The organism is Litoreibacter sp. JB4-2, assembly GCF_055693445.1.
Window position 1 is genome coordinate 2,243,586 of record NZ_CM146334.1, and the last position, 24,092, is coordinate 2,267,677.

19 protein-coding genes, 3 tRNA genes and 3 rRNA genes are annotated in these 24,092 nt (G+C 56.9%); 6 read left to right on the forward strand and 19 right to left on the reverse strand.

From position 1 onward, the window contains the following. Position 1 precedes the first annotated feature (1 nt). Positions 2–1,078: an ABC transporter ATP-binding protein gene (locus ACZ1G7_RS11195; RefSeq protein ID WP_472659489.1), complete on the reverse strand. Its 1,077-nt coding sequence runs from the start codon at positions 1,076–1,078 to the stop codon at positions 2–4. A gap of 146 nt (positions 1,079–1,224) precedes the next feature. Here ACZ1G7_RS11195 and ACZ1G7_RS11200 point away from each other — a divergent pair, with 146 nt between their 5' ends. The 4 genes from ACZ1G7_RS11200 to manD all read left to right on the forward strand — a co-directional run bounded on the left by ACZ1G7_RS11200 (position 1,225) and on the right by manD (position 6,439). Beyond that, positions 1,225–1,917 (forward strand): GntR family transcriptional regulator, encoded by a 693-nt coding sequence (locus ACZ1G7_RS11200; RefSeq protein WP_472659490.1) that lies wholly within the window; start codon positions 1,225–1,227, stop codon positions 1,915–1,917. A gap of 129 nt (positions 1,918–2,046) precedes the next feature. Next, the gene (locus ACZ1G7_RS11205) at positions 2,047–3,345 is read left to right on the forward strand and encodes an MATE family efflux transporter (protein ID WP_472659491.1); all 1,299 of its coding nucleotides are present in this window, start codon (positions 2,047–2,049) and stop codon (positions 3,343–3,345) included. Then, positions 3,342–5,216, forward strand: coding sequence for an ABC transporter ATP-binding protein (locus ACZ1G7_RS11210; protein ID WP_472659492.1), 1,875 nt, complete (start codon positions 3,342–3,344; stop codon positions 5,214–5,216). Before ACZ1G7_RS11205 ends, ACZ1G7_RS11210 begins: the two co-directional genes overlap by 4 nt. Continuing rightward, on the forward strand, positions 5,213–6,439 hold the full coding sequence (gene manD, locus ACZ1G7_RS11215; RefSeq protein ID WP_472659493.1) for a D-mannonate dehydratase ManD: 1,227 nt from the start codon (positions 5,213–5,215) through the stop codon (positions 6,437–6,439). Before ACZ1G7_RS11210 ends, manD begins: the two co-directional genes overlap by 4 nt. 62 nt (positions 6,440–6,501) lie before the next feature. Here the strand turns inward: manD and ACZ1G7_RS11220 are convergent. The 15 genes from ACZ1G7_RS11220 to ACZ1G7_RS11290 all read right to left on the reverse strand — a co-directional run bounded on the left by ACZ1G7_RS11220 (position 6,502) and on the right by ACZ1G7_RS11290 (position 20,407). Further along, a tRNA-Met gene (locus tag ACZ1G7_RS11220) sits at positions 6,502–6,578 on the reverse strand. A 75-nt stretch (positions 6,579–6,653) separates the two neighbouring features. Next, the gene (locus ACZ1G7_RS11225; protein ID WP_472659494.1) at positions 6,654–7,694 is read right to left on the reverse strand and encodes a quaternary amine ABC transporter ATP-binding protein; all 1,041 of its coding nucleotides are present in this window, start codon (positions 7,692–7,694) and stop codon (positions 6,654–6,656) included. Between the two features lie 7 nt (positions 7,695–7,701). After that, positions 7,702–8,733: an ABC transporter permease gene (locus ACZ1G7_RS11230; protein WP_472659495.1), complete on the reverse strand. Its 1,032-nt coding sequence runs from the start codon at positions 8,731–8,733 to the stop codon at positions 7,702–7,704. A 58-nt stretch (positions 8,734–8,791) separates the two neighbouring features. Next, positions 8,792–9,760: a glycine betaine ABC transporter substrate-binding protein gene (locus ACZ1G7_RS11235; RefSeq protein WP_472659496.1), complete on the reverse strand. Its 969-nt coding sequence runs from the start codon at positions 9,758–9,760 to the stop codon at positions 8,792–8,794. A gap of 159 nt (positions 9,761–9,919) precedes the next feature. Further along, the gene (locus tag ACZ1G7_RS11240) at positions 9,920–10,444 is read right to left on the reverse strand and encodes a hypothetical protein (RefSeq protein WP_472659497.1); all 525 of its coding nucleotides are present in this window, start codon (positions 10,442–10,444) and stop codon (positions 9,920–9,922) included. Between the two features lie 289 nt (positions 10,445–10,733). Beyond that, positions 10,734–10,848: ribosomal RNA gene (gene rrf / locus ACZ1G7_RS11245) — 5S ribosomal RNA — on the reverse strand. A gap of 93 nt (positions 10,849–10,941) precedes the next feature. Continuing rightward, positions 10,942–13,773, reverse strand: a 23S ribosomal RNA gene (locus ACZ1G7_RS11250). Positions 13,774–14,183: 410 nt separating this feature from the next. After that, positions 14,184–14,259, reverse strand: a tRNA-Ala gene (locus tag ACZ1G7_RS11255). 18 nt (positions 14,260–14,277) lie between these two features. Further along, a tRNA-Ile gene (locus ACZ1G7_RS11260) sits at positions 14,278–14,354 on the reverse strand. Between the two features lie 153 nt (positions 14,355–14,507). Next, a 16S ribosomal RNA gene (locus ACZ1G7_RS11265) occupies positions 14,508–15,973 on the reverse strand. Together the 16S, 23S and 5S rRNA genes with 2 tRNA genes alongside form the textbook arrangement of a ribosomal RNA operon. 683 nt (positions 15,974–16,656) lie before the next feature. Then, complete coding sequence (locus tag ACZ1G7_RS11270; RefSeq protein WP_472659498.1) at positions 16,657–17,307, reverse strand: protein-methionine-sulfoxide reductase heme-binding subunit MsrQ; 651 nt, start codon at positions 17,305–17,307, stop codon at positions 16,657–16,659. Next, the gene (locus ACZ1G7_RS11275) at positions 17,304–17,513 is read right to left on the reverse strand and encodes a mercury resistance system transport protein MerF (RefSeq protein WP_472659499.1); all 210 of its coding nucleotides are present in this window, start codon (positions 17,511–17,513) and stop codon (positions 17,304–17,306) included. The genes ACZ1G7_RS11270 and ACZ1G7_RS11275 overlap by 4 nt, the downstream gene beginning before the upstream one ends. Then, positions 17,513–18,427, reverse strand: coding sequence for a protein-methionine-sulfoxide reductase catalytic subunit MsrP (gene msrP / locus ACZ1G7_RS11280; protein ID WP_472659500.1), 915 nt, complete (start codon positions 18,425–18,427; stop codon positions 17,513–17,515). The genes ACZ1G7_RS11275 and msrP overlap by 1 nt, the downstream gene beginning before the upstream one ends. 72 nt (positions 18,428–18,499) lie before the next feature. Next, on the reverse strand, positions 18,500–18,796 hold the full coding sequence (locus tag ACZ1G7_RS11285) for a hypothetical protein (RefSeq protein ID WP_472659501.1): 297 nt from the start codon (positions 18,794–18,796) through the stop codon (positions 18,500–18,502). 114 nt (positions 18,797–18,910) lie between these two features. Continuing rightward, positions 18,911–20,407, reverse strand: coding sequence for an FMN-binding glutamate synthase family protein (locus tag ACZ1G7_RS11290; protein WP_472663718.1), 1,497 nt, complete (start codon positions 20,405–20,407; stop codon positions 18,911–18,913). Positions 20,408–20,680: 273 nt separating this feature from the next. On the opposite strand from ACZ1G7_RS11290, the gene ACZ1G7_RS11295 reads away from it, so the two are divergent. Then, complete coding sequence (locus ACZ1G7_RS11295) at positions 20,681–21,163, forward strand: fasciclin domain-containing protein (RefSeq protein WP_472659502.1); 483 nt, start codon at positions 20,681–20,683, stop codon at positions 21,161–21,163. A 56-nt stretch (positions 21,164–21,219) separates the two neighbouring features. Beyond that, entirely contained in the window at positions 21,220–21,978 is a 759-nt protein-coding gene (locus tag ACZ1G7_RS11300) for a vWA domain-containing protein (RefSeq protein ID WP_472659503.1), read from the forward strand. Positions 21,979–22,034: 56 nt separating this feature from the next. On the opposite strand, the gene ACZ1G7_RS11305 is transcribed toward ACZ1G7_RS11300, so the two are convergent. From ACZ1G7_RS11305 to ACZ1G7_RS11315, 3 genes are all read right to left on the reverse strand, one after another. Then, positions 22,035–22,325: a hypothetical protein gene (locus ACZ1G7_RS11305; RefSeq protein ID WP_472659504.1), complete on the reverse strand. Its 291-nt coding sequence runs from the start codon at positions 22,323–22,325 to the stop codon at positions 22,035–22,037. A gap of 518 nt (positions 22,326–22,843) precedes the next feature. Continuing rightward, positions 22,844–23,134, reverse strand: coding sequence for a hypothetical protein (locus tag ACZ1G7_RS11310; protein WP_472659505.1), 291 nt, complete (start codon positions 23,132–23,134; stop codon positions 22,844–22,846). Between the two features lie 259 nt (positions 23,135–23,393). Next, positions 23,394–24,041 (reverse strand): HAD family hydrolase, encoded by a 648-nt coding sequence (locus ACZ1G7_RS11315; RefSeq protein ID WP_472659506.1) that lies wholly within the window; start codon positions 24,039–24,041, stop codon positions 23,394–23,396. Between the last annotated feature and the right edge of the window lie 51 nt (positions 24,042–24,092).

The following is a 24,092-nucleotide window of genomic DNA, read 5'->3' on the forward strand; positions in this document are numbered from 1 at the left end:
CTTAGGCCCCCAGGCTCAAGGCTTGCCCGTTCTCGGCGTCAAAAATTTTGACCGCCGACGCAGGAACATGAACATGATCGACGCCAGAAAACTGCGCGATATCACCGCCGGTTTCTGTCTTGAACACCACCGGTTCATCGCCAAACCGCGCATGAAGAAGCGCCTCAGAACCAAGCGGCTCGACAAGGTCCAAATCCACCGGCAAGGGCGAGGTTTGATCGCCCGCGCTCAGGCTGACATGTTCGGGGCGGATACCAACAATCACGGCGCGCCCGGCCTGACCATTGATGTTTGCATCAAGTCTGATTTCGCTGTCGCCGATCCGGGCGCCCGTCTCCGTCAAAACGCCTTTGACCTGGTTCATCGGGGGCGAGCCAAGGAAGCCTGCCACAAACGTGTTGACCGGGTTGTTAAACAGCTCCATCGGCGTTCCAACCTGCTCAATCCGGCCGTCATTCATGACGACAATCCTGTCTGCCAGCGTCATCGCTTCAACCTGATCATGGGTCACGTAGATCGACGTCACACCAAGCCGGTTGTGCAGGCGTTTGATCTCTGCGCGCATCTGGGTGCGCAGCTTCGCATCCAGGTTGGACAGAGGCTCGTCAAACAGGAACACTTTGGGGTGGCGCACGATGGCGCGGCCCATCGCAACACGCTGCCGCTGGCCACCAGATAGATCCGCCGGGCGACGGTCCAGATACTCGGTCAGCCCAAGAATTTGCGCCACTTCGTCAATTGTTGTCTTAATCTCGGCCTTGGGCATCCGGCGGATGCGCAATCCAAAGGCCATATTGTCAGCCACGTTGAGATGTGGGTAGAGCGCGTAATTTTGGAACACCATCGCCACGTCGCGGTCTTTGGGGGCGATCCGGTTGACCCGCCGCCCGTCGATGGTCACATCGCCAGCCGTGATTTCCTCAAGCCCGGCAACCATCCGCAACGTAGTGGATTTACCGCAGCCAGACGGGCCCACAAGGACCACAAACTCCCGTTCATTTACCTCAAGATCGATGCCATGCACGACCTGAAGCGCGCCATAGGCTTTAACGATGCCATCCAGTTTAACGCCGGCCATTGTGCCTCCCTCAACGCCCCGCTCGAAACCTCCACGAATCGAACGCATAGCAACTGGTATACTAGTCTATTTTCTGGGATACTAGTCTGGTGTTCGATTTTTTTATTGCTAACATCAAGGCCGATCTCCGTGTAAGGAACAGGATCATGGTACAAGCAACTCAACTCGGTGAACGGCGTACCAGCGTCGATGACATCTTTGATGCGTTGCATGCAGAGATCGGCTCGCTGGAACTGAAACCCGGCGATCGTATCTCAGAGGCAGAGATTGCGGCGCGGTTCGGCGTCTCGCGACAGCCAGTCCGTGATGCATTTAACCGTCTGGCCAATCTCGACCTGCTTCTAATCCGCCCGCAGCGCGCCACCGAAGTGCGGCGCTTTTCCATGCGCGATATCGAAAAAGCCCGTTTCGTGCGGTTCGCCATAGACACAGAGGTGATACGCCGCGCGGCAAAGCTATGCACACCCGCCGGCGCCGATGCGCTTGACGCCGAAATAGCCAAGCAAACCGCACTGCTCGAGTCCATGGACAATAATAAATTTGGCAAATTGGACTACGCGTTTCACCAAACCCTTTGCACGATTGCTGAGGCCGACTACGCATTCGACGTCATCCTTGAAGAAAAAGCCAAGGTCGACCGGCTTTGCGTCTTGGGCCTGTCCAAAGAGCAACGCGTGCCCGATCTGATTGACGATCACCGCGCCATTGCTGAGGCCGTCAAAAACCATGACGCGGATGCCGCGGTGCGTGCCTGCGCCGTACATCTGTCCCGCATTGATGAAACCATCGAGCGGATCTCCCAATCCAACGCAAATTACTTTGAGCGTGCCCGTTCTTGACTACGTCGGGTTTTGATCCCGTCGAGCATGCCTCGAAGGACCCGGACCGACATCATGACGACACTCTCAGATACCCTGCCTCCTAGTCCGGCTCCCGGCGCCAGGCAGGTTGTCTCACTGGCATGGCCGATGACGCTGAAGGCTATGTTCTTGCACGGCACAGTGGTGATTGATGGGGTGCTGGTCTCCGCCCTTGGGGAAACGTCTTTGGCAGCCATGGGGTTGGCCGCGGCGATTGGCGGGCTGGTCTCAGGCGCGATCTTCGCGTTTTCGAATGCACTGCAATTGCGCACGGCCCAAGCTTTCGGAACAGGGGATGCCGTGTTTCGAAAGTCGGTCCTTGCCTCCGGCTTATGTATCGGGCTGGGCATTGGCTTGCTCGGTGTGTTTGTGATCGTCTTCTTTGGCCGTGCTATCCTTGGTGCAACCGCGCCAACCGCAGAAATTGCAGACCTCGCCTGGTCATATTTGTCGGTCTTCGCAATCGTTATTCTGGCAGAGGCCGTCGGCCAGAATCTGGCCAGCCACTTCAACGGCTGCGGGCGTGCGAAACTGCCGCTCTATGGATATTGCGCCTCCGTGCCCATCAATATTTTGGTCAGCGTCGCGCTGATCCACGGGCTCTGGGGCGCCCCTGCGCTCGGCATCACGGGGGCCGCCATTGGCAGTGCTGCGGCGGTCGCCCTTCAAGCGCTTTACCTGGTCGTTCAGCTGAACCGCACTGACGGGGCGCTGCGTGCCGTCGCGGGCTGGCGCAATGGCACATTCACCGCGTCGCTAAAGCGTCACGTCGCATTTTCCTGGCCCATCGCCGTGACCTTCGTCAGCGCAAACTACGCCGCGCGGGTTTGCATGTTGATCTATGCGCAAATGAGCATCGCAGCATTCGCGGCTATGACATTGATCATGCCTTGGGTCATGGTGGCCGGAACAATCGGCATGCAATGGGCGCAAGCCACAGGCATATTGGTCGCCCAGCTTTTGGGCGAGCGCCGCACAGAGGCAGAGCTAGACGGTTTCCTGTCCTCCGCATGGCGCGCGTCCTTTATCGCGGCGGCACTGGTCGCGCTGGTCTACATGGTGATCTGCCTTGCATCGCCGTTGCTTTACCCCGCACTAGGCGCACAAACCCGCAGCATTTTGGCAGGCTTCGCGGTTGTTTTGATCGTCCTGCCCTTCCCCAAACAATCCAACGCAATCTGTGGCAATACACTGCGCGCCAGCGGTGATACGATCTACGTCATGCATCTTTTCGTCTGGACGCAATGGCTCTTTCGGGTGCCTGCAACGGCTCTTGCCGTTCTCTATTTGGAGCTTCCCGCCCTATGGGTGCTCTCACTTTTGTTCTGGGAAGAGCTGCTGAAATTCCCGCTGTTCCACCGCAGGCTCTGGCGTGGCGCATGGAAACGGGCGGATGTCGCGTCATGAGGGGATCTGTTTTGCACCGTGCCTATGACCGTGTGACCCGCATCGCCCTGAACATGGTCGATCCCTACGTTCACAGCGACGGCGCGGTGCAATCCGCAAGCGTTTGGCCCTACCTGCGCGCGCATCTCTTTCCGTTGCGCTGGGTGATCCTGTGCAGCCTCATGATGACGGTCATCGCCGCCAGTATCGAGGTTTGGTTGATCAGCTTTGCGGGCCGGTTGATCGACATGCTCATTGCCAGCACACCCGGTCAGATTTGGGCTGATCACGGCGGCAGTCTGATCATTGCGGCATTGATGCTTATGATCCTGCGCCCGGCCGCTCAGTTCTGCCGGCTGGCGATGAACGACATTGGCCTGCAATGCAACGCAGCCAACCTGTTTCGCTGGCGCGCCCATGACCACCTGACCCGTCAGTCGGTGGGTTGGTTTCAGGAAGATCTGGCCGGCAAGACCGCCTCGCGCCTCGTCCTGATGGGCAATTATGCGACCGATGTCATTTTCCATGCGCTGAACGCCGTCGCCTTTGGCGCGGTCTACATGATCGGCATTGTGACCTTCATGGCAGGCACCGATTTGCGGCTGGCCGCGCCTTTGCTGCTGTGGCTGGCGCTCTATTTTGGCCTGATGATCTGGATTGTCCCGCGCATGGTGCAGGCGATGGAAGATTTCATGGCGACGAAATCGACCCTTCTGGGCCGGGTCGTCGATGTGTTTACCAATTTCGACACGGTCAGCCTGTTTGCCAAACGTACCGAACTTGAGGCCGATCACCGCAACGCGCTGGAACAGACCCGCGCCAAGCTTTTCTACGCCCGCCAGATCAGCGTCGGCATGCGCACGGTAACCGTTTTGCTTGAAAGCATCATCATCGTGGGTTTCGTGGGCTACGGCATCTGGCTTTGGTCAAGCGGCGCTGCCAGCATTGGATTGGTTAGCGCGGCGGTCGCTTTATCGCTCAGAATTACGACGCTCGCCGATTGGGTGATGGAAGCGATCTGGTCAATCTTTCAGCAAGTCGGCTCCGTCCGTGAGGCGTTGCAAACGCTCAGCCAGCCCTTGGCCATCGACTACGATAGAAGCGCCCCTGAGCTGCAGATCACCAAAGGCGCAATAGAGATTGAGGGTATTGGGCATCACTATGGCAATGAAAAAGGCGGGCTCGACCACATAGACCTGTCCATTGCCCCCGGAGAAAAGATCGGGCTGGTGGGCCCGTCCGGGGCTGGCAAATCAACGCTCGTCAATCTGATCTTGCGCTTTCATGCCGCCGAACGGGGGCGGATATTGATCGACGGTCAGGACACCGCGACCGTTCACCCCGAAAGCCTGCGCCACGCCATTGGGATGGTCAGCCAGCAAGCAGCGCTTTTGAACCGTTCCGTGCGTGACAATATCGCATTGGGTCAAACTGATGCGTCCCAAAGCGACATCGAACAGGCCGCCCGACAGGCCCGTGCACATGACTTCATTCTCGAGTTGAAGGATTCAAAAGGGCGCAGCGGCTATGATGCCCATGTCGGCGAACGCGGCGTAAAACTATCCGGCGGCCAAAGGCAGCGCATCGCCTTGGCGCGCGTGATCCTCAAAAACGCGCCGATCATGATCCTGGATGAGGCGACAAGCGCGCTCGACAGCACGGTTGAGGCTGAAATTCAGGCCGCCTTGCATGAGGTGATGAAGGGCAAAACGGTCATCGCAATCGCGCATCGCCTGTCCACGGTGACAGAACTGGACCGCATTGTTGTGATGGATGAAGGGCGCATTCGCGAAGAAGGTCGCCATGATGCGCTATTGCGGCAAGACGGCCTCTATGCCGAATTCTGGGAACGCCAATCAGGCGGCACAATCGAAGGAGGCGACACGCCATGAAGATCACAGATGCCAAAGTGTTTGTCGGCGGGCCCGGCAAAAACTACGTCACGCTCAAAATCTTCACCGATCAGGGCGTCTACGGTTTGGGTGATGCCACGCTCAACAATCGTGAAACACTGCCCGCGGCCTATCTCACGGACTACCTAATCCCCGCCTTGATCGGGATGGACCCGCGCAAAAGCGAAGACATCTGGCAATATTTCTATCGCGGCGCCTATTTCCGGGGCGGGCCAATCGCCATGGCCGCAATCGGGGCGATTGACATGGCGCTCTGGGACATCAAGGGCAAGCTCGCAGGGCTGCCCGTTTATGACCTGCTCGGTGGCAAAAGCCGCGACAGCGCGCTGCTCTATGCCCATGCCGCCGGCAGTGATCTCGAAGATCTGATGGACAGCGTCGCCGGCTATGTCGAACAGGGCTACACAGCGGTGCGCGTTCAATGCGGCATTCCCGGCATGCCCACGGCCAGCTATGCGACGCCTGACGCCAAACACGGGCGTAAGGACTACATGACTGACTTTTCCGGCATCCGGCCCAAGACCGAAATTTGGGATACTGACCTTTACATGCGCTACATGCCCGGCGCGTTGGCCGATATCCGTGCGCGTTTCGGGGATGACCTGCAGATTCTGCACGACGTCCATCACCGGTTAACCCCACGCGAGGCGGCGGAGTTCGCCAAAGCGGTTGAGCCTGTTCGGCTGTTCTGGCTCGAAGACCCGACACCTGCAGAAGATCAGGACGCCCTACGCCTGATCCGCCAGCACGCGACTACCCCTATCGCGATTGGCGAAGTGTTCAATTCGATCTGGCAGTGTAACAAACTGATCGAAGAAGAGCTGATCGATTTCATCCGCGTCGCCGTCACATATGCCGGTGGCATCACGCCAACCCGCAGGATCGTCGATCTGGCGGGCATGCATCATGTTCGCACCGGGTTTCACGGCGCCCCCAGCCACTCACCGATCTCGATGGCCGCCCAGGCGCATCTGAACGCATGGGCGCCAAATTTTGGCATTCAGGAATATCTTGTCCTCGGCACCGATGCTTGCGACGCCCTGTTTCCATCCGAGCACAGCGCCAAAGACGGGGCGTTCCACGTCAGCGACGCCCCCGGTCTCGGCGTCGATTTCAACGAAGCGGAAGCCGCGCAATATTCCTACAAACCCGGAAGCCACCCGGTTGTGCGCCTCAAAGACGGAACCTTGTGGAACTACTAAACGGACGGCCCATCACAAAATGAAAAACCCCAGCCTGTAAAGGCCGGGGCTTAATCTAGCGTTGGTTGCGGGAGTAGGATTTGAACCTACGACCTTCAGGTTATGAGCCTGACGAGCTACCGGGCTGCTCCATCCCGCGCCAATCGCGAGCCCTGTGTCTACGCAAGGGATTCTGAGTCTTCAATAGGGAAAAACCCATTTCGTTACATTTCTTTTACGCGTCAGCCCCGCTTGAAACACGCGGGACCAGCGCCCGCACCAGGTCTTTCATATCCAGCGTGCCAATTGGGCTGCCCTGCTCGGTGACGCGGTAGACCTGCGTTGTGTCGCCGCCCGATCGCGCGATCAACTGTTCCAACGTTGCGTTTGCGTCCACCTCGCCTGCGACATCGCCATCTGTCAAAGCCCCCATAATGGATCGGACCCTCAGCACGCGGGCGCGGTTAATGTCGCTGACAAAATCCTCGATATAAGGATCGCTTGGGTTGAGCAAAATATGTTGCGGCTCCCCCTGCTGCACCACAGCGCCGTCCTTCAAAATCACCAGATGATCCGCCAGCTTCAGCGCCTCATCCAGATCATGGGTGATGAAAATAATGGTCTTTTGCAGCTCAAGCTGCAGCTCCAAAAGCAGGTCCTGCATATCGGTGCGGATCAGCGGGTCCAGCGCAGAAAACGCCTCATCCATCAGCATGATATCTGTGCCCGCCGTCAGCGCCCGCGCAATGCCGACCCGCTGTTGCATGCCGCCCGATAGCTGTGACGGGAAGTGATGTTCGTAGCCGTTCAGCCCCACCCGGTCGAGCCATTTGCGCGCCTGTTTGTCCTGTGTGGACGCATCCGCACCCTGCACCTGAAGCGCGGTCGCTGTGTTTTGCAAAACAGTGCGGTGCGGCAGCAAGGCGAACTTTTGGAACACCATCGACATTTTGGTGCGTCGCGCTTCGCGCAAATCACCGGGCGACAGGTCCATGACGTTCTCACCGTCTAGCAGAATCTCCCCCGCGGTCGGTTCAATCAGCCGGTTGAGATGCCGGATCAGCGTCGATTTGCCCGACCCGGACAACCCCATCACCACGGTTATTTCGCCCGCCTGCATATCGACATTGATGTCCTGCAAGCCCAGCACGTGGCCATGGTCGGCCAGCAACGACTCCTTGCCGACGCCCGCGCGCACATGGGCCATCATGGCTTTGTCGTCCGGCCCGAAAACTTTGTAGACGCCGCGCAGACGCAATTTTGGCATGTCGCTCATCCGCGCCTCATCGTGTGGAATGGTTCTTGTCAATGCGCGACAGCGCGGCTTTAGACGTCCGGTCCAGCACGACGGCCAGCAATACGATCCCCACGCCAGCGACGATCCCGACGCCCAGCTCAAGGTTGCGAATGCCGCGCAGCACCAGCACGCCAAGCCCCGGCGCAGACACCAGTGACGCGATCACGACCATTGCAAGGCTCATCATGATCGTCTGGTTCACGCCCGCCATGATGTTGGGCAACGCCAATGGCAGCTGTACACCCCAAAGCTTCTGTCGTTTGGTCATGCCAAAGGCGTCCGCCGCCTCGATCACATCCTTATCGACCAGCCTGATCCCCAAATCGGTCAGCCGGATCACGGGTACAATGGCATAAAGAATAATTGCGATGCCGTAGAGCTTCGATTCCGTCACCGAGAACAAGAAAATCAGCGGGATCAGATACACAAAGGTCGGCAAGGTTTGCAGCAGGTCCAATAGCGGGACCATCGCGCGTTGAAACGTGTTCGACCGCGACATGGCGATGCCCAACGGCACGCCAAGCAGCACGGACAGGCTGGTGCACACAAAGATGATTGAAAGGGTCTGCAGGGCGACGTCCAAATGGTCAATCGCGCCCAGAAACAGGAAAGAAAACGCCACAAGCAGGGTCACACCGATGGAACGGCCCACCAGATGGGCCAAGGCGATTAGAAGCGGAACGATGATCCACCATGGCGTCGCAGTGAACAGCCACAGCGCACCGTCCAGCATCCAGGACAAGGGCTGTGTCAGCGGGTCAAGCACCAGTTTGAGCCCGTCTTTAATGGCTAGAAACCCGTCTTCGATATTGGCCGTAAAATCGCGGGTCTGCCCGATCCGGTCACAGCTTTCATTGAGATTGTCGAGAGACGGGAAAGGGAACGCCTCACCCGCGTCTGCATCCGCGCCGCCAGCTTGGGCGAGCAGGTCGGCCATGGACATCGGCGCGCTATCGGCATTGGCGTCACACCAGTCGCGCAGGCCGAGCACGTCAAAAACGCTGTCGTAAAATGCCATATTCCCTGTCCCTTGAGGCAAAAAAGGCCCGGCAATGGTTCTGCCGGGCCTTTTTGCTTTATTTCAGCAGCGCGCTCAGCTTGCCACGTGCATCGTCATTCAACCAAGCGCCCCATGTATCCTTGTAGGTCGTCAGGAAGTACACGGCGGCCTCGTCATATGAGGCGTTGTTGTCGTCCTGCCAGGCCAAAACTTCGCCCATTTGCTGGTTGGTGAAGCTCATCTTTTCCAACATCGCGGCGACGTCGGGCTCACGCTCGATGAAAGACGGCGTCACAGCCGTGACGACATTCGAGCTTGGGTAATTGGACATGCCGGGCGTGGCACAATCTTCAAGCCCGTTGCAGGTGTGAACCGCCTCGTCGTAATCCCCAAGGTCGATTTGCACCATCGGGTATTTTCCCAACACGGATGTGGGCGCCCAGTAGTAGCCAAACCACGGCTCTTTCGCGGCATAGGCGGCGGCGATCGCGGTTGCCAGCGTCTCGCCCGATCCATGCTGGAAGCGCTCGATACCAGCTTCCGCCAGTCCCGCGGCTTTGAAATTGTTGAAATTGGTCACGTCGCAGCCCCATCCCGATGGACAATCATGAAACAGCCCGCCGACAAGCTTCGGGTTGGCCATGATACCGTCCAGCGTCGCGAGCTCTGGGTGCTCGTCGACCAGATATTGTGGGATCCACCAGGCTTCTACGCCGCCATCGGACAGCACCTTCGACATTTCGGTGAGTTTTCCTTCGGCAACCAAGTCGTCGTAAACCTCGGTATATGAGGTCCACAGCTCTGTCAGGATGTCCGGCTGACCCGTTTCAGCAACCGATGTCATCGCGGGCACAGTCGTGGTCGGCACGACATTCACCGTACACTGATAGCCATTGGTCATCAGGAAGTTGGCGACTGAGGTGACGACTGCTGCAGACGCCCAATCCATCTCCGTGATCGAGACTTCGCCACAATCGGCATGGGCGGCGGTAGCAACCAACCCGGCAGCGCTTGCGGACAAGGCCAGAGTTTTCCATTTTTTCATTTGTGTCTCCATGTTGAGTGTCGGTGCGTGCGTCATAGTTACATGAGTCGCACCTCTTGAAGTTCGTTTGGGACCGGTTCAAAGCCCAATTGCGACATGCCTTTCGGCGTCAATCGACAAAAAACATGCTCGACTTATGACTGGGGTGCAGTTCTTTCGCTAGCGCAAATGGCATCCCGTGCCGAATATGTTCAGCCAGAAGGCCGGGCGTTCCTGATATTGGTCTTGCGGGTCAGGGGTGCCCAATACCGCGTCGCCTTGTATTTCAAACAAAATGGTTTCGCCCTTTGCCTTGCTGACATCGATATCATTGGACCAAAATAACGTTTTGGGCGCGCCCTGAGTGGCATGGTCTTTAATCTCATTACCCAGCAGAACGCCATTGCCATCTGACAGCGGCACTTGGGTGCCAGCGACACTTCCAGGGCCGTAAATCGTCAGCATCATGTTCTTCAGATACCCGGCCTTGTCGCCCGCCGCGTAGTCCATATCGATCGTCCAGCTATCTAGCTCATTCTTGAGCGCGCCGATCATATTGAACGTGCCACTATGCGGGCCAGACGTTGCGTTTTCGATATCAGTGACGTGGAAAGACTTTTGACCGGCTTTGCAGGACATCGCCACATCGACCGCGCCGTGGGTTATGTCAGGTGCGCATTTCCCGACATCACATGACCAGCTCAAAGCTGCTTGGCCAAAAAGGGTAAGGCACGCTGAAAGCGCTAAAGTATAAACGGTACGACAGCTATTCATCGGGTGAAATCCTCGCATTATGAAACAAAAACATGCGCAGCTTGCAAAATACGCGCGCGAACTGCAACGGCCCTGACCATTCCCGCAAAACGGGAAAACCCTAAGCGGTCGCGCGGCGCTTAGGTCTCAAAAATGCGGGCCTAAAACACAAAAAAGCCGCCTCGAGAGGCGGCCGTTTCATTTGATCATCGTCAGAGAGATACTTGATGTTGCTCGTTAGGTTTGGCGGTGACCTACTCTCCCACGTCTTAAGACGCAGTACCATCGGCGCAAAGGCGCTTAACGGCCGAGTTCGGGATGGGATCGGGTGTTTCGCTCTCGCTATGACCACCAAACCAAAGGAACAACATCATAACCAAGTCAGTAAACTACGTTTTGTAGTGTGTACTCTTTCGATTTATCTCGCAGAAGTCTCGCTTCTACTGGATCAAATCAAGCCTATCGAACAATTAGTACCGGTCAACTGAACGCATTGCTGCGCTTACATCTCCGGCCTATCGACGTAGTGGTCTACTACGGTTCTCAGGGATACCTTGTTTTGAGGGGGCTTCCCGCTTAGATGCCTTCAGCGGTTATCCTGTCCGATCATAGCTACCCAGCACTGCCATTGGCATGACAACTGGTCCACCAGTGGATCGTTCACCCCGGTCCTCTCGTACTAGGGGCAACTCCTCTCAAGTATCCTACACCCACGGCAGATAGGGACCGAACTGTCTCACGACGTTCTAAACCCAGCTCACGTACCTCTTTAAACGGCGAACAGCCGTACCCTTGGGACCTGCTCCAGCCCCAGGATGAGATGAGCCGACATCGAGGTGCCAAACGGTGCCGTCGATATGGACTCTTGGGCACCATCAGCCTGTTATCCCCGGCGTACCTTTTATCCGTTGAGCGATGGCCCTTCCACTCGGGACCACCGGATCACTATGGCCGTCTTTCGACTCTGCTCGACTTGTCAGTCTCGCAGTCAGGCTGGCTTCTGCCATTGCACTCAACGAGCGATTTCCGACCGCTCTGAGCCAACCTTCGCGCGCCTCCGTTACTGTTTGGGAGGCGACCGCCCCAGTCAAACTACCCGCCACACAGGGTCCCGGATCCGGATAACGGACCGCGGTTAGACATCAAGCAGAACAAGGGTGGTATCTCAAAGGAGGCTCCCCAGAAACTGGCGTTCCTGGTTCAAAGCCTACCACCTATTCTGCACATATTGTGCCTGATGCCAGTGTGAAGCTGTAGTAAAGGTGCACGGGGTCTTTCCGTCTAACCGCGGGAAGCCTGCATCTTGACAGGCAATTCAATTTCGCTGAGTCCACATTTGAGACAGCGGGGAAGTCGTTACGCCATTCGTGCAGGTCGGAACTTACCCGACAAGGAATTTCGCTACCTTAGGACCGTTATAGTTACGGCCGCCGTTTACCTGGGCTTCAATTCGGAGCTTGCACTCCTCCTTTTAACCTTCAGGCACCGGGCAGGCGTCAGACCCTATACGTCGTCTTGCGACTTCGCAGAGCCCTGTGTTTTTAGTAAACAGTCGCCACCCCCTGGTTTGTGCCCCCGGCCAAAACTTGCGTTCTAACCGGGCCTCCTTCTCGCGAACTTACGGAGGTATTTTGCCGAGTTCCTTAAATGTGGTTCTCTCAAGCGCCTTGGTATTCTCTACCAGTCCACCTGTGTCGGTTTAGGGTACGATCTCATGGAGGGCTATTTCCAGGAACCCCTAAGCAGCCCATTCAATCCGATAAGGATGAACTACCTTCGGGATCCGTCACCATCTCCTGGCCCAGGAATATTAACCTGGTTCCCATCGACTACGCCTTTCGGCCTCGCCTTAGGGGTCGGCTTACCCTGCTCAGATTAGCTTTAAGCAGGAACCCTTGGACTTTCGGCGACAGGGTCTCTCACCCTGTTTGTCGCTACTCATGTCATCATTCTCGCTAGTGATCTCTCCACCGGATGGCTCACGCCCCGGCTTCACAGAAAACTCAATGCCTCCAATATAGCCCGAAAGCTACAAAAGAGGCGTAGAGTTATGTCACACTACGCTCCGCTACCATGCCTTACGGCATCCTAGACTTCGGCTCATGGCTTGAGCCCCGTTACATCTTCGCCGCAGGACAACTTAAATTAGACCAGTGAGCTGTTACGCTATCTTTAAAGGATGGCTGCTTCTAAGCCAACCTCCTGGTTGTTTTGGTCGTCCCACCTGCTTTCCCACTTAGCCATGAATTAGGGGCCTTAGTCGTAGGTCAGGGTTGTTTCCCTCTCCACGCCGGACGTTAGCACCCGACGTGTGTCTGCCATCTATTACTCCCGGGTATTCGGAGTTTGGTTAGGATCAGTAAGCCTGTGGGGCCCCATTACCCATCCAGTGCTCTACCCCCCGGGGTATTCGGATGACGCTCTACCTAAATAGATTTCGCGGAGAACCAGCTATCTCCGAGTTTGATTGGCCTTTCACCCCTAGGCACAATTCATCCCGACCTTTTTCAACAGGTGTGGGTTCGGTCCTCCAGTAAGTGTTACCTTACCTTCAACCTGATCATGCCTAGATCACTCGGTTTCGGGTCTGATCCATCTAACTCATGCGCCCTATTAAGACTCGCTTTCGCTGCGCCTACACCTAACGGCTTAAGCTTGCTAGATAGACCAAGTCGATGACCCATTATACAAAAGGTACGCTGTCACCCCTCAAGGGGGCTCCAACTGTTTGTAGGCGTCCGGTTTCAGAAACTGTTTCACTCCCCTTGTCGGGGTGCTTTTCACCTTTCCCTCACGGTACTGGTTCGCTATCGGTCAGTAAGGAGTACTTAGCCTTAGAGGGTGGTCCCCCCATGTTCAGACAGGATTTCACGTGTCCCGCCCTACTTAATACGTCTGATCTTGCTTCTTATACGGGACTGTCACCCACTATGGTTGGCCATTCCAGACCATTCTAATCACAATCACAGCTCGGCTGGTCCCCGTTCGCTCGCCGCTACTAGGGGAGTATCTGTTGATTTCCTTTCCTCCGGGTACTTAGATGTTTCAGTTCCCCGGGTTTGCTTTTATAACCCTATGTATTCAGGTTATAAATACCTGGTTTACCTCATTATTAGCTGCTCCGAAGAGCAATAATAACAAAGTATCAGGTGGGTTGCCCCATTCGGAAATTTGTGGGTCAAAGCCTATTCTCGGCTCACCACAACTTATCGCAGAGTATCACGTCCTTCATCGCCTCTTACTGCCAAGGCATCCACCAAACGCCCTTCTCGCGCTTGATTTGATCCAGAAGAAGACAGACCCGTGCAGGACCGTCTTTTCTGACCTATAGGCCTTTTGAACTTCCTATAGTCGGATAGGGCTTGTCTCGGCTAGAGACCCTATCCAATCAAAAGAGTAAATTTTTCCCAGGTATCAGCGCTGGTTCAAAGCTCTGATACCATTAGTTAGGTTGTATTTTACTTGACTTGGATTGTGTTACGTACGCGGGCTCGAAACCCAGATCAGTCCGGCGGGAAGGCCATTCCAATCATACGCAACACGGTATGTCTTTTACGTTGCAACCGAAGCTGCTGATGTTCCCTACTTGGAACATCACGTAAAAAACTGATGTTGTATCTCTCTATACGATGTCAATTCGTCCGAATGGACGGTTAAAAGCCCGTGGGCTCTTAACGGTCAATTCGGGTAATGGTGGAGCGTATCGGGATCGAACCGATGACCCCCTGCTTGCAAAGCAGGTGCTCTCCCAGCTGAGCTAACGCCCCATTGTCCCGAAGGATTATTGGTGGGTCGAGGAGGACTTGAACCTCCGACCTCACGCTTATCAGGCGTGCGCTCTAACCACCTGAGCTACCGACCCAAACGGGTGGTAACCCGTGTTTTCTAGACTGAAGAGATATGAGGACGGCCTGGACCGTGTGTCAGTCACCCGAAGGTGCCAACGTTTGTGCTTAAAGCACTGCTAAGTGTTCCACGATCAAGAGCAAGCTCAAGATGCTAGGAACATCCTTAGAAAGGAGGTGATCCAGCCGCAGGTTCCCCTACGGCTACCTTGTTACGACTTCACCCCAGTCGCTGATCCTACCGTGGTCCGCTGCCTCTCCGAAGAGTTAGCGCACGGCCGTCGGGTAGAACCAACTCCCATGGTGTGACGGGCGGTGTGTACAAGGCCCGGGAACGTATTCACCGCGTCATGCTGTTACGCGATTACTAGCGATTCCGACTTCATGGGGTCGAGTTGCAGACCCCAATCCGAACTGAGACAGTTTTTTGGGATTAACCCATTGTCACTGCCATTGTAGCACGTGTGTAGCCCAACCCGTAAGGGCCATGAGGACTTGACGTCATCCACACCTTCCTCCCGCTTATCACGGGCAGTTTCCCTAGAGTGCCCAGCCGAACTGCTGGCAACTAAGGATGTGGGTTGCGCTCGTTGCCGGACTTAACCGAACATCTCACGACACGAGCTGACGACAGCCATGCAGCACCTGTGTTGTATCCAGCCGAACTGACGAAATCTGTCTCCAGAAATCTCGATACACATGTCAAGGGTTGGTAAGGTTCTGCGCGTTGCTTCGAATTAAACCACATGCTCCACCGCTTGTGCGGGCCCCCGTCAATTCCTTTGAGTTTTAATCTTGCGACCGTACTCCCCAGGCGGAATGCTTAATCCGTTAGGTGTGACACCGAAGGGCAAGCCCCCCGACGTCTGGCATTCATCGTTTACGGTGTGGACTACCAGGGTATCTAATCCTGTTTGCTCCCCACACTTTCGTACCTCAGCGTCAGTATCGAGCCAGTGAGCCGCCTTCGCCACTGGTGTTCCTCCGAATATCTACGAATTTCACCTCTACACTCGGAATTCCACTCACCTCTCTCGAACTCAAGACTAGCAGTATCAAAGGCAGTTCCAGGGTTGAGCCCTGGGATTTCACCTCTGACTGACTAATCCGCCTACGTACGCTTTACGCCCAGTAATTCCGAACAACGCTAACCCCCTCCGTATTACCGCGGCTGCTGGCACGGAGTTAGCCGGGGTTTCTTTACCAGATACTGTCATTATCATCTCTGGCGAAAGAGCTTTACGACCCTAAGGCCTTCGTCACTCACGCGGCATGGCTAGATCAGGCTTTCGCCCATTGTCTAAGATTCCCCACTGCTGCCTCCCGTAGGAGTCTGGGCCGTGTCTCAGTCCCAGTGTTGCTGATCATCCTCTCAAACCAGCTATGGATCGTAGGCTTGGTAGGCCATTACCCCACCAACTACCTAATCCAACGCGGGCTAATCCAAAGGCGATAAATCTTTCCCCCGAAGGGCACATAGGGTATTACTCTCCGTTTCCAGAGGCTATTCCCTACCTTTGGGCATATTCCCACGCGTTACTAACCCGTCCGCCGCTCACCCGAAGGTGCGCTCGACTTGCATGTGTTAGGCCTGCCGCCAGCGTTCGTTCTGAGCCAGGATCAAACTCTCAAGTTGAAAAGCATTTGCATGCTTAACCTTGACGTCGAACCTCTGCACATATCAATCAACACGCCTTACTGAAACGTGCTGACCATTCTTTCTGTTTGTTGTGCTTGAAGTTATCAAAGATAACTAGAAGCCGTCCAAACAGTGAAGCTGACCTTACATAATCGGACCGAAGCCCTAGTAAGTCGATATGAAAGAGGTTGATCCATCGAAATGGCCAAACCGCCCACATATCTCTTCAGTTACTATCAATTTCAAAGAGCGTAGAGACAAAAACCAACCGAAGCGCCTAATCTTGTTTGGCGCGCCAGCCTGCATAAGTCTCTGTTTTTGTTCCGCTTTCTTGACCGTTTGGCCTGTCTGGCGCCCCGTTGGTGCATCTCTGCGCCGCCGGTGAAGTGGGTTCTAGGCCTAGTGGCTGATCCCCGCAACCACTTTTTTGCATGAAGCCGCATTTTTTTGCCATTTTTCTTGTAGATCGTTTATTTTCAATGGCTTAGGCGTGTATTTCTTTTGAATAACCTTTTAAATTGTCGTTTATTTTCAAGCTGCCCCTGGGTCAGATCGCGCTGAAATACGGGTTTTCCACAGACTCGTAGGGCGATGTGGATGAATCTAGCCCCGACTCTGCCCCGATTTAGCAGACTCACCGCCGATTCATCCCGAATCCGCGGAATCAGACGACTCGATTCCTACCCGCGTACCGGCAAAAGGGCGCGGCCGCGCATCGCCAACAGCACCACAATCACGCACAGATAGAGAATTGGCTCAACCAGCCAAACCCGTTGCACCATCACATAGTGGATGCCGCCCAGCAGGATCGCGGGGTAAGCCAGCTTGTGAATGTTCTGCCAAACGCGCGGGCCGTATTTCTTGATGGCCGCGTTGTTTGAGGTCGCCATGACCGGGATCAGAATCAAGAACCCAACCATCCCGATCGTAATGTAGGGTCGCTTCACAATGTCGGACCACATCAGGGCCCAGTTCCATTGTAGGTCCAGCCACAGCCAGACGCCCAGATGCAGCACTATATAGAAGAAGGTCAGATGCCCCAGCGCCCGGCGAAACTTGATCAGCTTCAGTTTGAACATATCGCGCAGCACGCGGATCAGCATGGTGGCGATGAAGAACTGTAGCGCCAGCTCCCCAAGCCAATGTTCGATGGTCTTTGCCGGGTCGATGCCAAGGCTGTTGCCGAACAGGTCGTAAGTGCCGCTCAGCGCCAATGCGACCCCTACTATAATATAAAGACCGGGGGCAGCGCCCAAAACGTAGATCAACCATTTCGGGATCGGGCGGAGAACGGTGTTGATCCGCTCGGAGACTGTCAGGGCGTGGCTCATACCTTACTTTGGCGGAGCCTAATTATAGATGCTATGAGTAATCCCATGCCGATTAACAAAATTGGCAATGCGATTGCGTCGATCCACATCGTGTACGCACCCAGGCCCACAGCGGTGACCGCCAGTACGGCCAGCGGGGTGAAACAACACAGGCCCCCAAGGACCGCCCCGATCAGGCCGATCCGAAACCACTTGTCTTTGAGCATCAATAGTTCTGGGTCAGGTCCATGCCTTCATAAAGGCTGGCGACCTCGTCCTCATATCCGTTGAACATCAATGTCGGGATCCGTTTGGCCAGAAGCCCGCCGCCGACGCGCCGTTCAGACGCCTGGCTCCAACGCGGGTGATCCACCTCTGGGTTTACATTACTATAAAACCCGTATTCGCGCGGGTTGATCTGGTTCCAGCTGGCCTCGGGCTGTTCGTCGGTCAGGGTGATCTTCACAATCGATTTGATGGATTTAAACCCGTATTTCCACGGCACCACCAGACGCAAAGGCGCGCCGTTCTGTTTTGGGATGTCCTTGCCGTAAATGCCGGTCGCCATAATGGTCAGCGGATGCATCGCCTCGTCAAGCCGCAACCCCTCGCGGTAGGGCCACGGGATGAAGTTGCGTTTCTGGCCCCACATCTCTTCCGGGCGGAAGACGGTTTCAAAGGACACGTATTTCGCGCCCTCTTGGACGCCCGCCATATTCAACAGGTCCGCCAGCTCAAAGCCGTTCCACGGGATTACCATCGACCAGGCCTCGACGCAGCGGAAGCGGTAGATGCGTTCCTCTACGGTCATTTGGGACATGATGTCCTCAAAAGCGTAGCTGCCGGGTTTGTCGACCATCCCGTCAATCTCAACCGCCCAAGGCGACGTCGTCAGATCGCCCGCATATTGCGCGGGATCGCTCTTGCCAGTGCCGAACTCGTAGAAGTTGTTATATTGTGTAATCTCGTCCCAGGCGTTTGCCTCTTCGTCGGTCGAATAATTCGCCGCCGCCAGCCCCGGCGCGGCAATGCTGCCCGCCGCCAATGCGGTCGCACCTGTCATGAACGCCCTGCGGTTCAGGTAGACATGTTCGGGGGTGACATCGGACCAGCTGAGGTCAGATTTAAAACGGTGCGCCATAGGGTGTCCTTTTTCTCTTTGCGACACGGTATGGACCGGGCGGCGCATTCTACAAAGAAAAACCGGGGCTGCTCACGAAGATGTTGGCAAATGGTGAACGGCGCGCACCGCAGCATGTCTGGGCGCCTGACCACGGCTTGTGCCGTCTGTCGCTGCCCGTTCATCCAGCCAGGCACGCAAAAACTGCATGCAATTCATCGGCAGCAACACCCCGTGCAACAGCAGGATCGGGGTCAGATCAAGGTAAAACCCGTAGGTTACAAAACAAATGTTCGAACACAGGGAGGCCAGCCGGAACCACTTGGCGTTATTCGTCGTCGCGGAAAACAAAACAAACCCGCAGGCAATATAGGCTAAAATCTCAGACATCGTGTCACCTTGATACAATGACACTTGGCTAGCAGCGCCCGCGCCGCGCCGCCTAGAGCCTGCCCCGAAATTTCACGACGCGCTAACGGCAATCAGCCTATTTTTGACGTTGTATTAAGAAACCGGCGCTTTTTCCTTGGCGTCAGGGAACAGATCGCTCAGCGGGACGGAGCTGCCACTGTCCTGCGCGATCCGCACATGTTCGCGCCGCAACAGCCGTGGCTCCGGCACCCCGGCGGAATGGGCAATCGTCTCGACTTCTTTGACGATGTTCTTGGCGTAGCGCGCGACCTTCTTATACTTGTCCTCCGGCACCAGCCCTTTCTGGAACCGTGGGTCATGGGTGGTGATGCCCGTGGGGCAGGTGTTCTTGTTGCATTTCATCGCCTGAATGCAGCCCAGCGAAAACATGAAGCCGCGCGCACTCGTCACGAAATCCGCTCCCGCCGCCAGCGCCCAGGCGACATCGCCCGGCACCATAAGCTTGGCCGATGCCACAAGCCTGATCCGCTCTTTCAACCCGTATTCGCGCAGCAGGTTCGCGACCTCCGGCAGCGCCTCCCGGATCGACACGCCGACCAAATCCATCAGCGGCAAGGGCGAGGCACCCGTCCCCCCTTCGCCGCCATCCAGTGTAATGAAATCTGGCGCAAGCTCCGCGCCGCGCCGGTTGATCGTCTCAAACAAGTCGCGAAACGGGGCGGACGCGCCATAGACCGTCTTGATGCCCACCGGCTTGCCCGTCACCTCCCGAATGCGCGCCAGATACTCCAGTAGCTCATCCCAATTGCTGATCTCGACATGGCGGTTCGGGCTGATCGAATCCGTGCCGACCTCGATCCCGCGTATCTGGGCAATCTCCGGCGTGATCTTGGCGCCGGGCAGGATGCCGCCTTTGCCGGGCTTGGCGCCCTGCGCCAGCTTCAGCTCGAACATCTTGACCTGTTCATGGGCGGCAACGGCGCGCAGCTTGTCGTCATCAAGCCTGCCGTCCTTTTCGCGCACCCCGTATTTGGCGGTGCCGATCTGAAACACGATATCCGCGCCGCCTTCCAGATGGTACGGGCTGAGCCCGCCCTCGCCTGTGTTCATCCAGATGCCTGCCTCTTTCGCGCCCCGGCTCAACGCCTGCACCGCGGGTTTGGAGATCGCCCCAAAACTCATCCCCGACAGGTTGAAGAATGACCCCGCAAGAAACGGCTCTCGCGCGCCCGGCCCGATCAGCATCGGCTCGGATTTGGCAAATTGGTTGTCCAGCGGCGGGAACGGCGCGTTCACAAAAATCGGCGTGCCCGGCACGGCGATGTTGCGGGTCGACCCAAAGGCCACCGTGTTGCCCTGCCCGCTGGTGGCGCGCTTCACCCAATCGCGTTGCGCGCGGTTAAACGGCAGCTCCTCGCGGTCCATCGCAAAGAAATACTGGCGGAAGAATTCGCCCAGCTCGGTGAAGATATGCCGGAACCGCCCAATCACCGGGTAGTTGCGCCGCACCGCGTCCTCGGTCTGGGAGCGGTCAATGACGAACAGGATCACCGCCACAAGTGCGGCGGCGCCCACCACGAACACAAATCCAAAGGCCAGAAATTGAAACACCCAGCCGGCCCAATCCATCATGTCGCGCGCTCCTCACTTGCTTGCTGCCCCCACTCTGTCACAGCCGCAAACCGGCGCAAACCCCTTGGCGTCAGGCGCCCGGTTCACTCACGACGGCTCATAGTTTTGTGATTTGAAATCGCGAAGGCGCGCGGCTTAGCGCAGACCGAATTTTGGTCAAATGCAATATCTATATAGGTGGCGAAAACCTGCCGCGGGGTTGGTGCGTATCGCCTGCGATATCTGCACGAGGCAGGTGTCACAGTAGCTAACTCAAGGAGATTTCAGACAATGATCCGTAAGACAGTTTTCGCTCTGGCCGCAACGGCCGCGCTTGCCGCCCCTGCCTTTGCTGGCATGAAGAAAGACATCGTCGACACAGCCGCCGGTGCAGGCAGCTTTGAAACCCTGTTGGCCGCGGCCACAGCAGCCGGTCTCGTCGACACGCTGAAAGGTGAGGGCCCGTTCACAGTCTTCGCCCCGACGGATGAGGCCTTCGCTGCCTTGCCCGAGGGCACCGTCGAAAACCTGTTGCTGCCCGAGAACAAGGACCAGCTCGCCGCGATCCTGACCTATCACGTGGTGCCCGGCAAAGTGATGTCAGGTGATCTGACAGACGATATGACAGCCGCCACCGTTCAGGGCGGCGACGTGACGATCGATCTCGACAATGGCGTGATGGTCAATGACGCAACCGTCGTGTCGGCAGATATCGAGGCCTCGAACGGCGTGATCCATGTCATCGACAAGGTGATCCTGCCCGCTGAAGGCTAAGGCCAGAACACGGTTCAATACGGCCCCGCGTGTCACATGGCGCGCGGGGCTTTTTTGTGTCCAGACGTGGACAGGGCTGCCAGCCCCATGTCACGCTGCGCGTCATGCTCAGACAGCTCACCCTCTCCTGCGCCATCCTCGCGCAGCCCGTCCATGCAACAAGCAGCTGCGCGGCGGATGCGATGATCGTGTTCGACGGGTCAGGTTCGATGGCCGAAATCGGGTTGGAATTTTCGACGCCGCGCATCACCTACGCGCGCAAAGCCGTCGCGCGCGCGCTGCCCCAGATCGAAGAGTTTCGCCGCATCGGTCTGCTGATCTACGGCCCGGGTGCGCAGGATGGGTGTACCAACATCGATCTGCGGTTGATGCCACAACCCAATGCTGCGCGCCCGATCATTGACGCGGTCGACACGCTCGCCCCCGGTGGCATGACCCCCATCGCCGCCTCTGTCCGGCGCGCGGCGGAGGCGCTGAACTATCGCCAAGAACCCGGCACCATCGTGCTGGTCACTGACGGAAATGAAACCTGCGGCGGCACGCCTTGCGCCCTTGGCCAAAGCCTCGCCGAAACCGGCCATGATCTGACGGTGCATGTGATCGGCTTCAAGTTCCGGTTCGATCACTTCGGCTGGGACAACCCCGAACAGCAAATCGTCGATGGTCGGGCCACCGTCGCCAAATGCCTCTCGGACGCGACGGGCGGCACTTTCGTTTCCACCGAAACCGTGGAAGAGCTGGTCGCCGCCCTCAATGAAACCCTCGGCTGCGCGCTGATCGGGTCCCTTCAAAACGAAAACGACCTTCCCGGTTAAGGGAAGGCCGTTCGCGGTGGTGGTGGCGTGGGTTTGGGAGGAAACCCTGCCAGCTTTTATTTCACGTGACGCTCAGCGGCGGAGTCGTTGCCCAGTGCAAAGAACGCTTGGACTTCTTTGACATCAACCGAACGTGCCCGGTCGAAGTTCACTGTGGTCTCGGCTGGGCTGTCATTGACCAAAGCCAGCGCTTCAGCGGCGCCAACAGGGTTGCCGACAGATGTTTCCGACACGATGCGCTCAGCGGCGCTGTCGTTGCCCAAAGCGAAGAACTCTTGCGCAGTTTCAGCGGCAGCAGGAGAGGCCAGGGACAGGGATACGAGGGCGGTTGCGATGATGGTTTTCATTGTGTTTCTCCAGTGTGTGTTGGCCTCTTGGGCCGTTATGTGTATCGGCGTGTTGCCGTTTGATGAGATGAATATGCGCCTTGTGCGGGCTCATCTCAATACACCAAACCATCCAAATTGGCATATTTAAGTGCGTATTCGCACATACAGTTCCCCCGACCGCGCAACCCCTCACGCCCGCGTGAGAAGCCGATCACAACGCGTGAGATTGGTGAAATGTCGCAAAGAGACTCGTTGAAATTGCGACTCACCCCTACCCTGTTCTCAGGACAGAGAAACGGGGATCACATATGCCAATTCACTTCAGCGACGCGGAATTTGCCGCGCGGCGCGCATGGCGTGCCGAAGGGCTGGTCAGATTTGGTGATCGATTGGTTTGAGAGGCTTCCCAACGGTTAGGCCCGATCAGGAACAGAAACCCAAGCCACAACGAAAAACGGCCTCCCGGGGGGATACCGGGAGGCCGTCTTGGGGACGCGGATCGTGAGGGAGGGTTCGATCCGTATCTGAGGGGTCTTTTATTTCACGTGGCGCTCAGCGGCGGAGTCGTTGCCCAGTGCGAAGAACGCTTGGACTTCTTTGACGTCTACTGAGCGGGCGCGGTCGAAGTTCACTGTGGTTTCAGCCGGGCTGTCGTTCACCAGAGCCAGGGCTTCAGCAGCACCGATTGGGTTGCCGACAGATGTTTCCGAGACGATGCGCTCAGCGGCGCTGTCGTTGCCCAAAGCGAAGAATTCTTGCGCTGTTTCAGCGGCAGCAGGAGCGGCCAGGGACAGGGATACGAGGGCGGTTGCGATGATAGTTTTCATTGTGTTTCTCCAGTGTGTGTTGCCCCTGTTATGTGATGCTCGGGGCGGTGTGTGTTTCGGCGTGTTGCCGTTTGATGAGATGAATATGCGCCTCGGATCGGTAACTCTCAATACACGGAGGCGCGAGAAATTGCGAATATTGGTGCGTTCATGCACATATTGGTTCCCCTGCCGCGCAGCCCCTCACGGCCGCGTGAGACACCGATCACAACCTGTGAAAAACGTGAAATAAGTGATCCAAAATGGAAAAAGGCGCGGGTTAAAGTTCCAACAAACCCGGCAGCGCGCCCATGTCGTCAAAGACCGAGTCGCAGATGGGCGCCAACCTTTCGGCAGGCGTCTCAGCCGCAAATCCAAACACGGTCATCCCAGCCGCCTTGCCCGCCAGCGCGCCGCTGGCGCTGTCTTCGATTACAACGCAGCGGCCGGGTGCGATCCCGGCGTCACCAGCGGCTTTCAGATACACATCCGGCGCAGGCTTGGGGTTGGCCACATCTTCACGCGAATAGATGCGGCCTTGCAGCCGTGCCAACATCCCAGTCCGCGCCAGCGTGATCTGCATCTTGCGATGCGGCCCGTTGGAGCCCACCGCATAAGGAATGCCCGCCGCGTCCAACGCATCCAGAACCGCCGTAGCGCCGGGGATCGCCTCAACCTCGCGGCCTAGCACCTCAAACATCTCGGCATAGATCCGGTCGACCCAGTCACCCGGCAAATCCGCGCCCATGCCGCGCGCCTTGTCAAAGACACCCGCAATCGTGCCGCCGACAAAGCTGGCCATGACCTCGTCCAGCGTCATCTCCAACCCATGCGCGGCCAGGCTGCGCTGCATCACCAGATTGGTCAGCGGCTCGCTGTCCACCAGCACGCCGTCGCAATCAAAAATCACCATGTCAAACTTGCGCATATCAAAAAGGCCCGGTCATTGCAGAGGTTGCAGACCGGGCCTTTTCATCGC

What these genes read in the sequence shown, in the direction of transcription:
- ACZ1G7_RS11270 (WP_472659498.1), bottom strand. Translation starts at nt 17,307, where the DNA reads ATGAGCCACGCCCTGACAGTCTCCGAGCGGATCAACACCGTTCTCCGC.
- ACZ1G7_RS11290 (WP_472663718.1), bottom strand. Translation starts at nt 20,407, where the DNA reads ATGGATTGGGCCGGCTGGGTGTTTCAATTTCTGGCCTTTGGATTTGTG.
- ACZ1G7_RS11225 (WP_472659494.1), bottom strand. Translation starts at nt 7,694, where the DNA reads ATGAGCGACATGCCAAAATTGCGTCTGCGCGGCGTCTACAAAGTTTTC.
- ACZ1G7_RS11230 (WP_472659495.1), bottom strand. Translation starts at nt 8,733, where the DNA reads ATGGCATTTTACGACAGCGTTTTTGACGTGCTCGGCCTGCGCGACTGG.
- ACZ1G7_RS11305 (WP_472659504.1), bottom strand. Translation starts at nt 22,325, where the DNA reads ATGAAAACCATCATCGCAACCGCCCTCGTATCCCTGTCCCTGGCCTCT.
- manD (WP_472659493.1), top strand. Translation starts at nt 5,213, where the DNA reads ATGAAGATCACAGATGCCAAAGTGTTTGTCGGCGGGCCCGGCAAAAAC.
- ACZ1G7_RS11295 (WP_472659502.1), top strand. Translation starts at nt 20,681, where the DNA reads ATGATCCGTAAGACAGTTTTCGCTCTGGCCGCAACGGCCGCGCTTGCC.
- ACZ1G7_RS11285 (WP_472659501.1), bottom strand. Translation starts at nt 18,796, where the DNA reads ATGTCTGAGATTTTAGCCTATATTGCCTGCGGGTTTGTTTTGTTTTCC.
- ACZ1G7_RS11205 (WP_472659491.1), top strand. Translation starts at nt 2,047, where the DNA reads ATGACGCTGAAGGCTATGTTCTTGCACGGCACAGTGGTGATTGATGGG.
- ACZ1G7_RS11315 (WP_472659506.1), bottom strand. Translation starts at nt 24,041, where the DNA reads ATGCGCAAGTTTGACATGGTGATTTTTGATTGCGACGGCGTGCTGGTG.
- ACZ1G7_RS11235 (WP_472659496.1), bottom strand. Translation starts at nt 9,760, where the DNA reads ATGAAAAAATGGAAAACTCTGGCCTTGTCCGCAAGCGCTGCCGGGTTG.
- ACZ1G7_RS11195 (WP_472659489.1), bottom strand. Translation starts at nt 1,078, where the DNA reads ATGGCCGGCGTTAAACTGGATGGCATCGTTAAAGCCTATGGCGCGCTT.
- ACZ1G7_RS11200 (WP_472659490.1), top strand. Translation starts at nt 1,225, where the DNA reads ATGGTACAAGCAACTCAACTCGGTGAACGGCGTACCAGCGTCGATGAC.
- ACZ1G7_RS11275 (WP_472659499.1), bottom strand. Translation starts at nt 17,513, where the DNA reads ATGCTCAAAGACAAGTGGTTTCGGATCGGCCTGATCGGGGCGGTCCTT.
- msrP (WP_472659500.1), bottom strand. Translation starts at nt 18,427, where the DNA reads ATGGCGCACCGTTTTAAATCTGACCTCAGCTGGTCCGATGTCACCCCC.
- ACZ1G7_RS11310 (WP_472659505.1), bottom strand. Translation starts at nt 23,134, where the DNA reads ATGAAAACTATCATCGCAACCGCCCTCGTATCCCTGTCCCTGGCCGCT.
- ACZ1G7_RS11210 (WP_472659492.1), top strand. Translation starts at nt 3,342, where the DNA reads ATGAGGGGATCTGTTTTGCACCGTGCCTATGACCGTGTGACCCGCATC.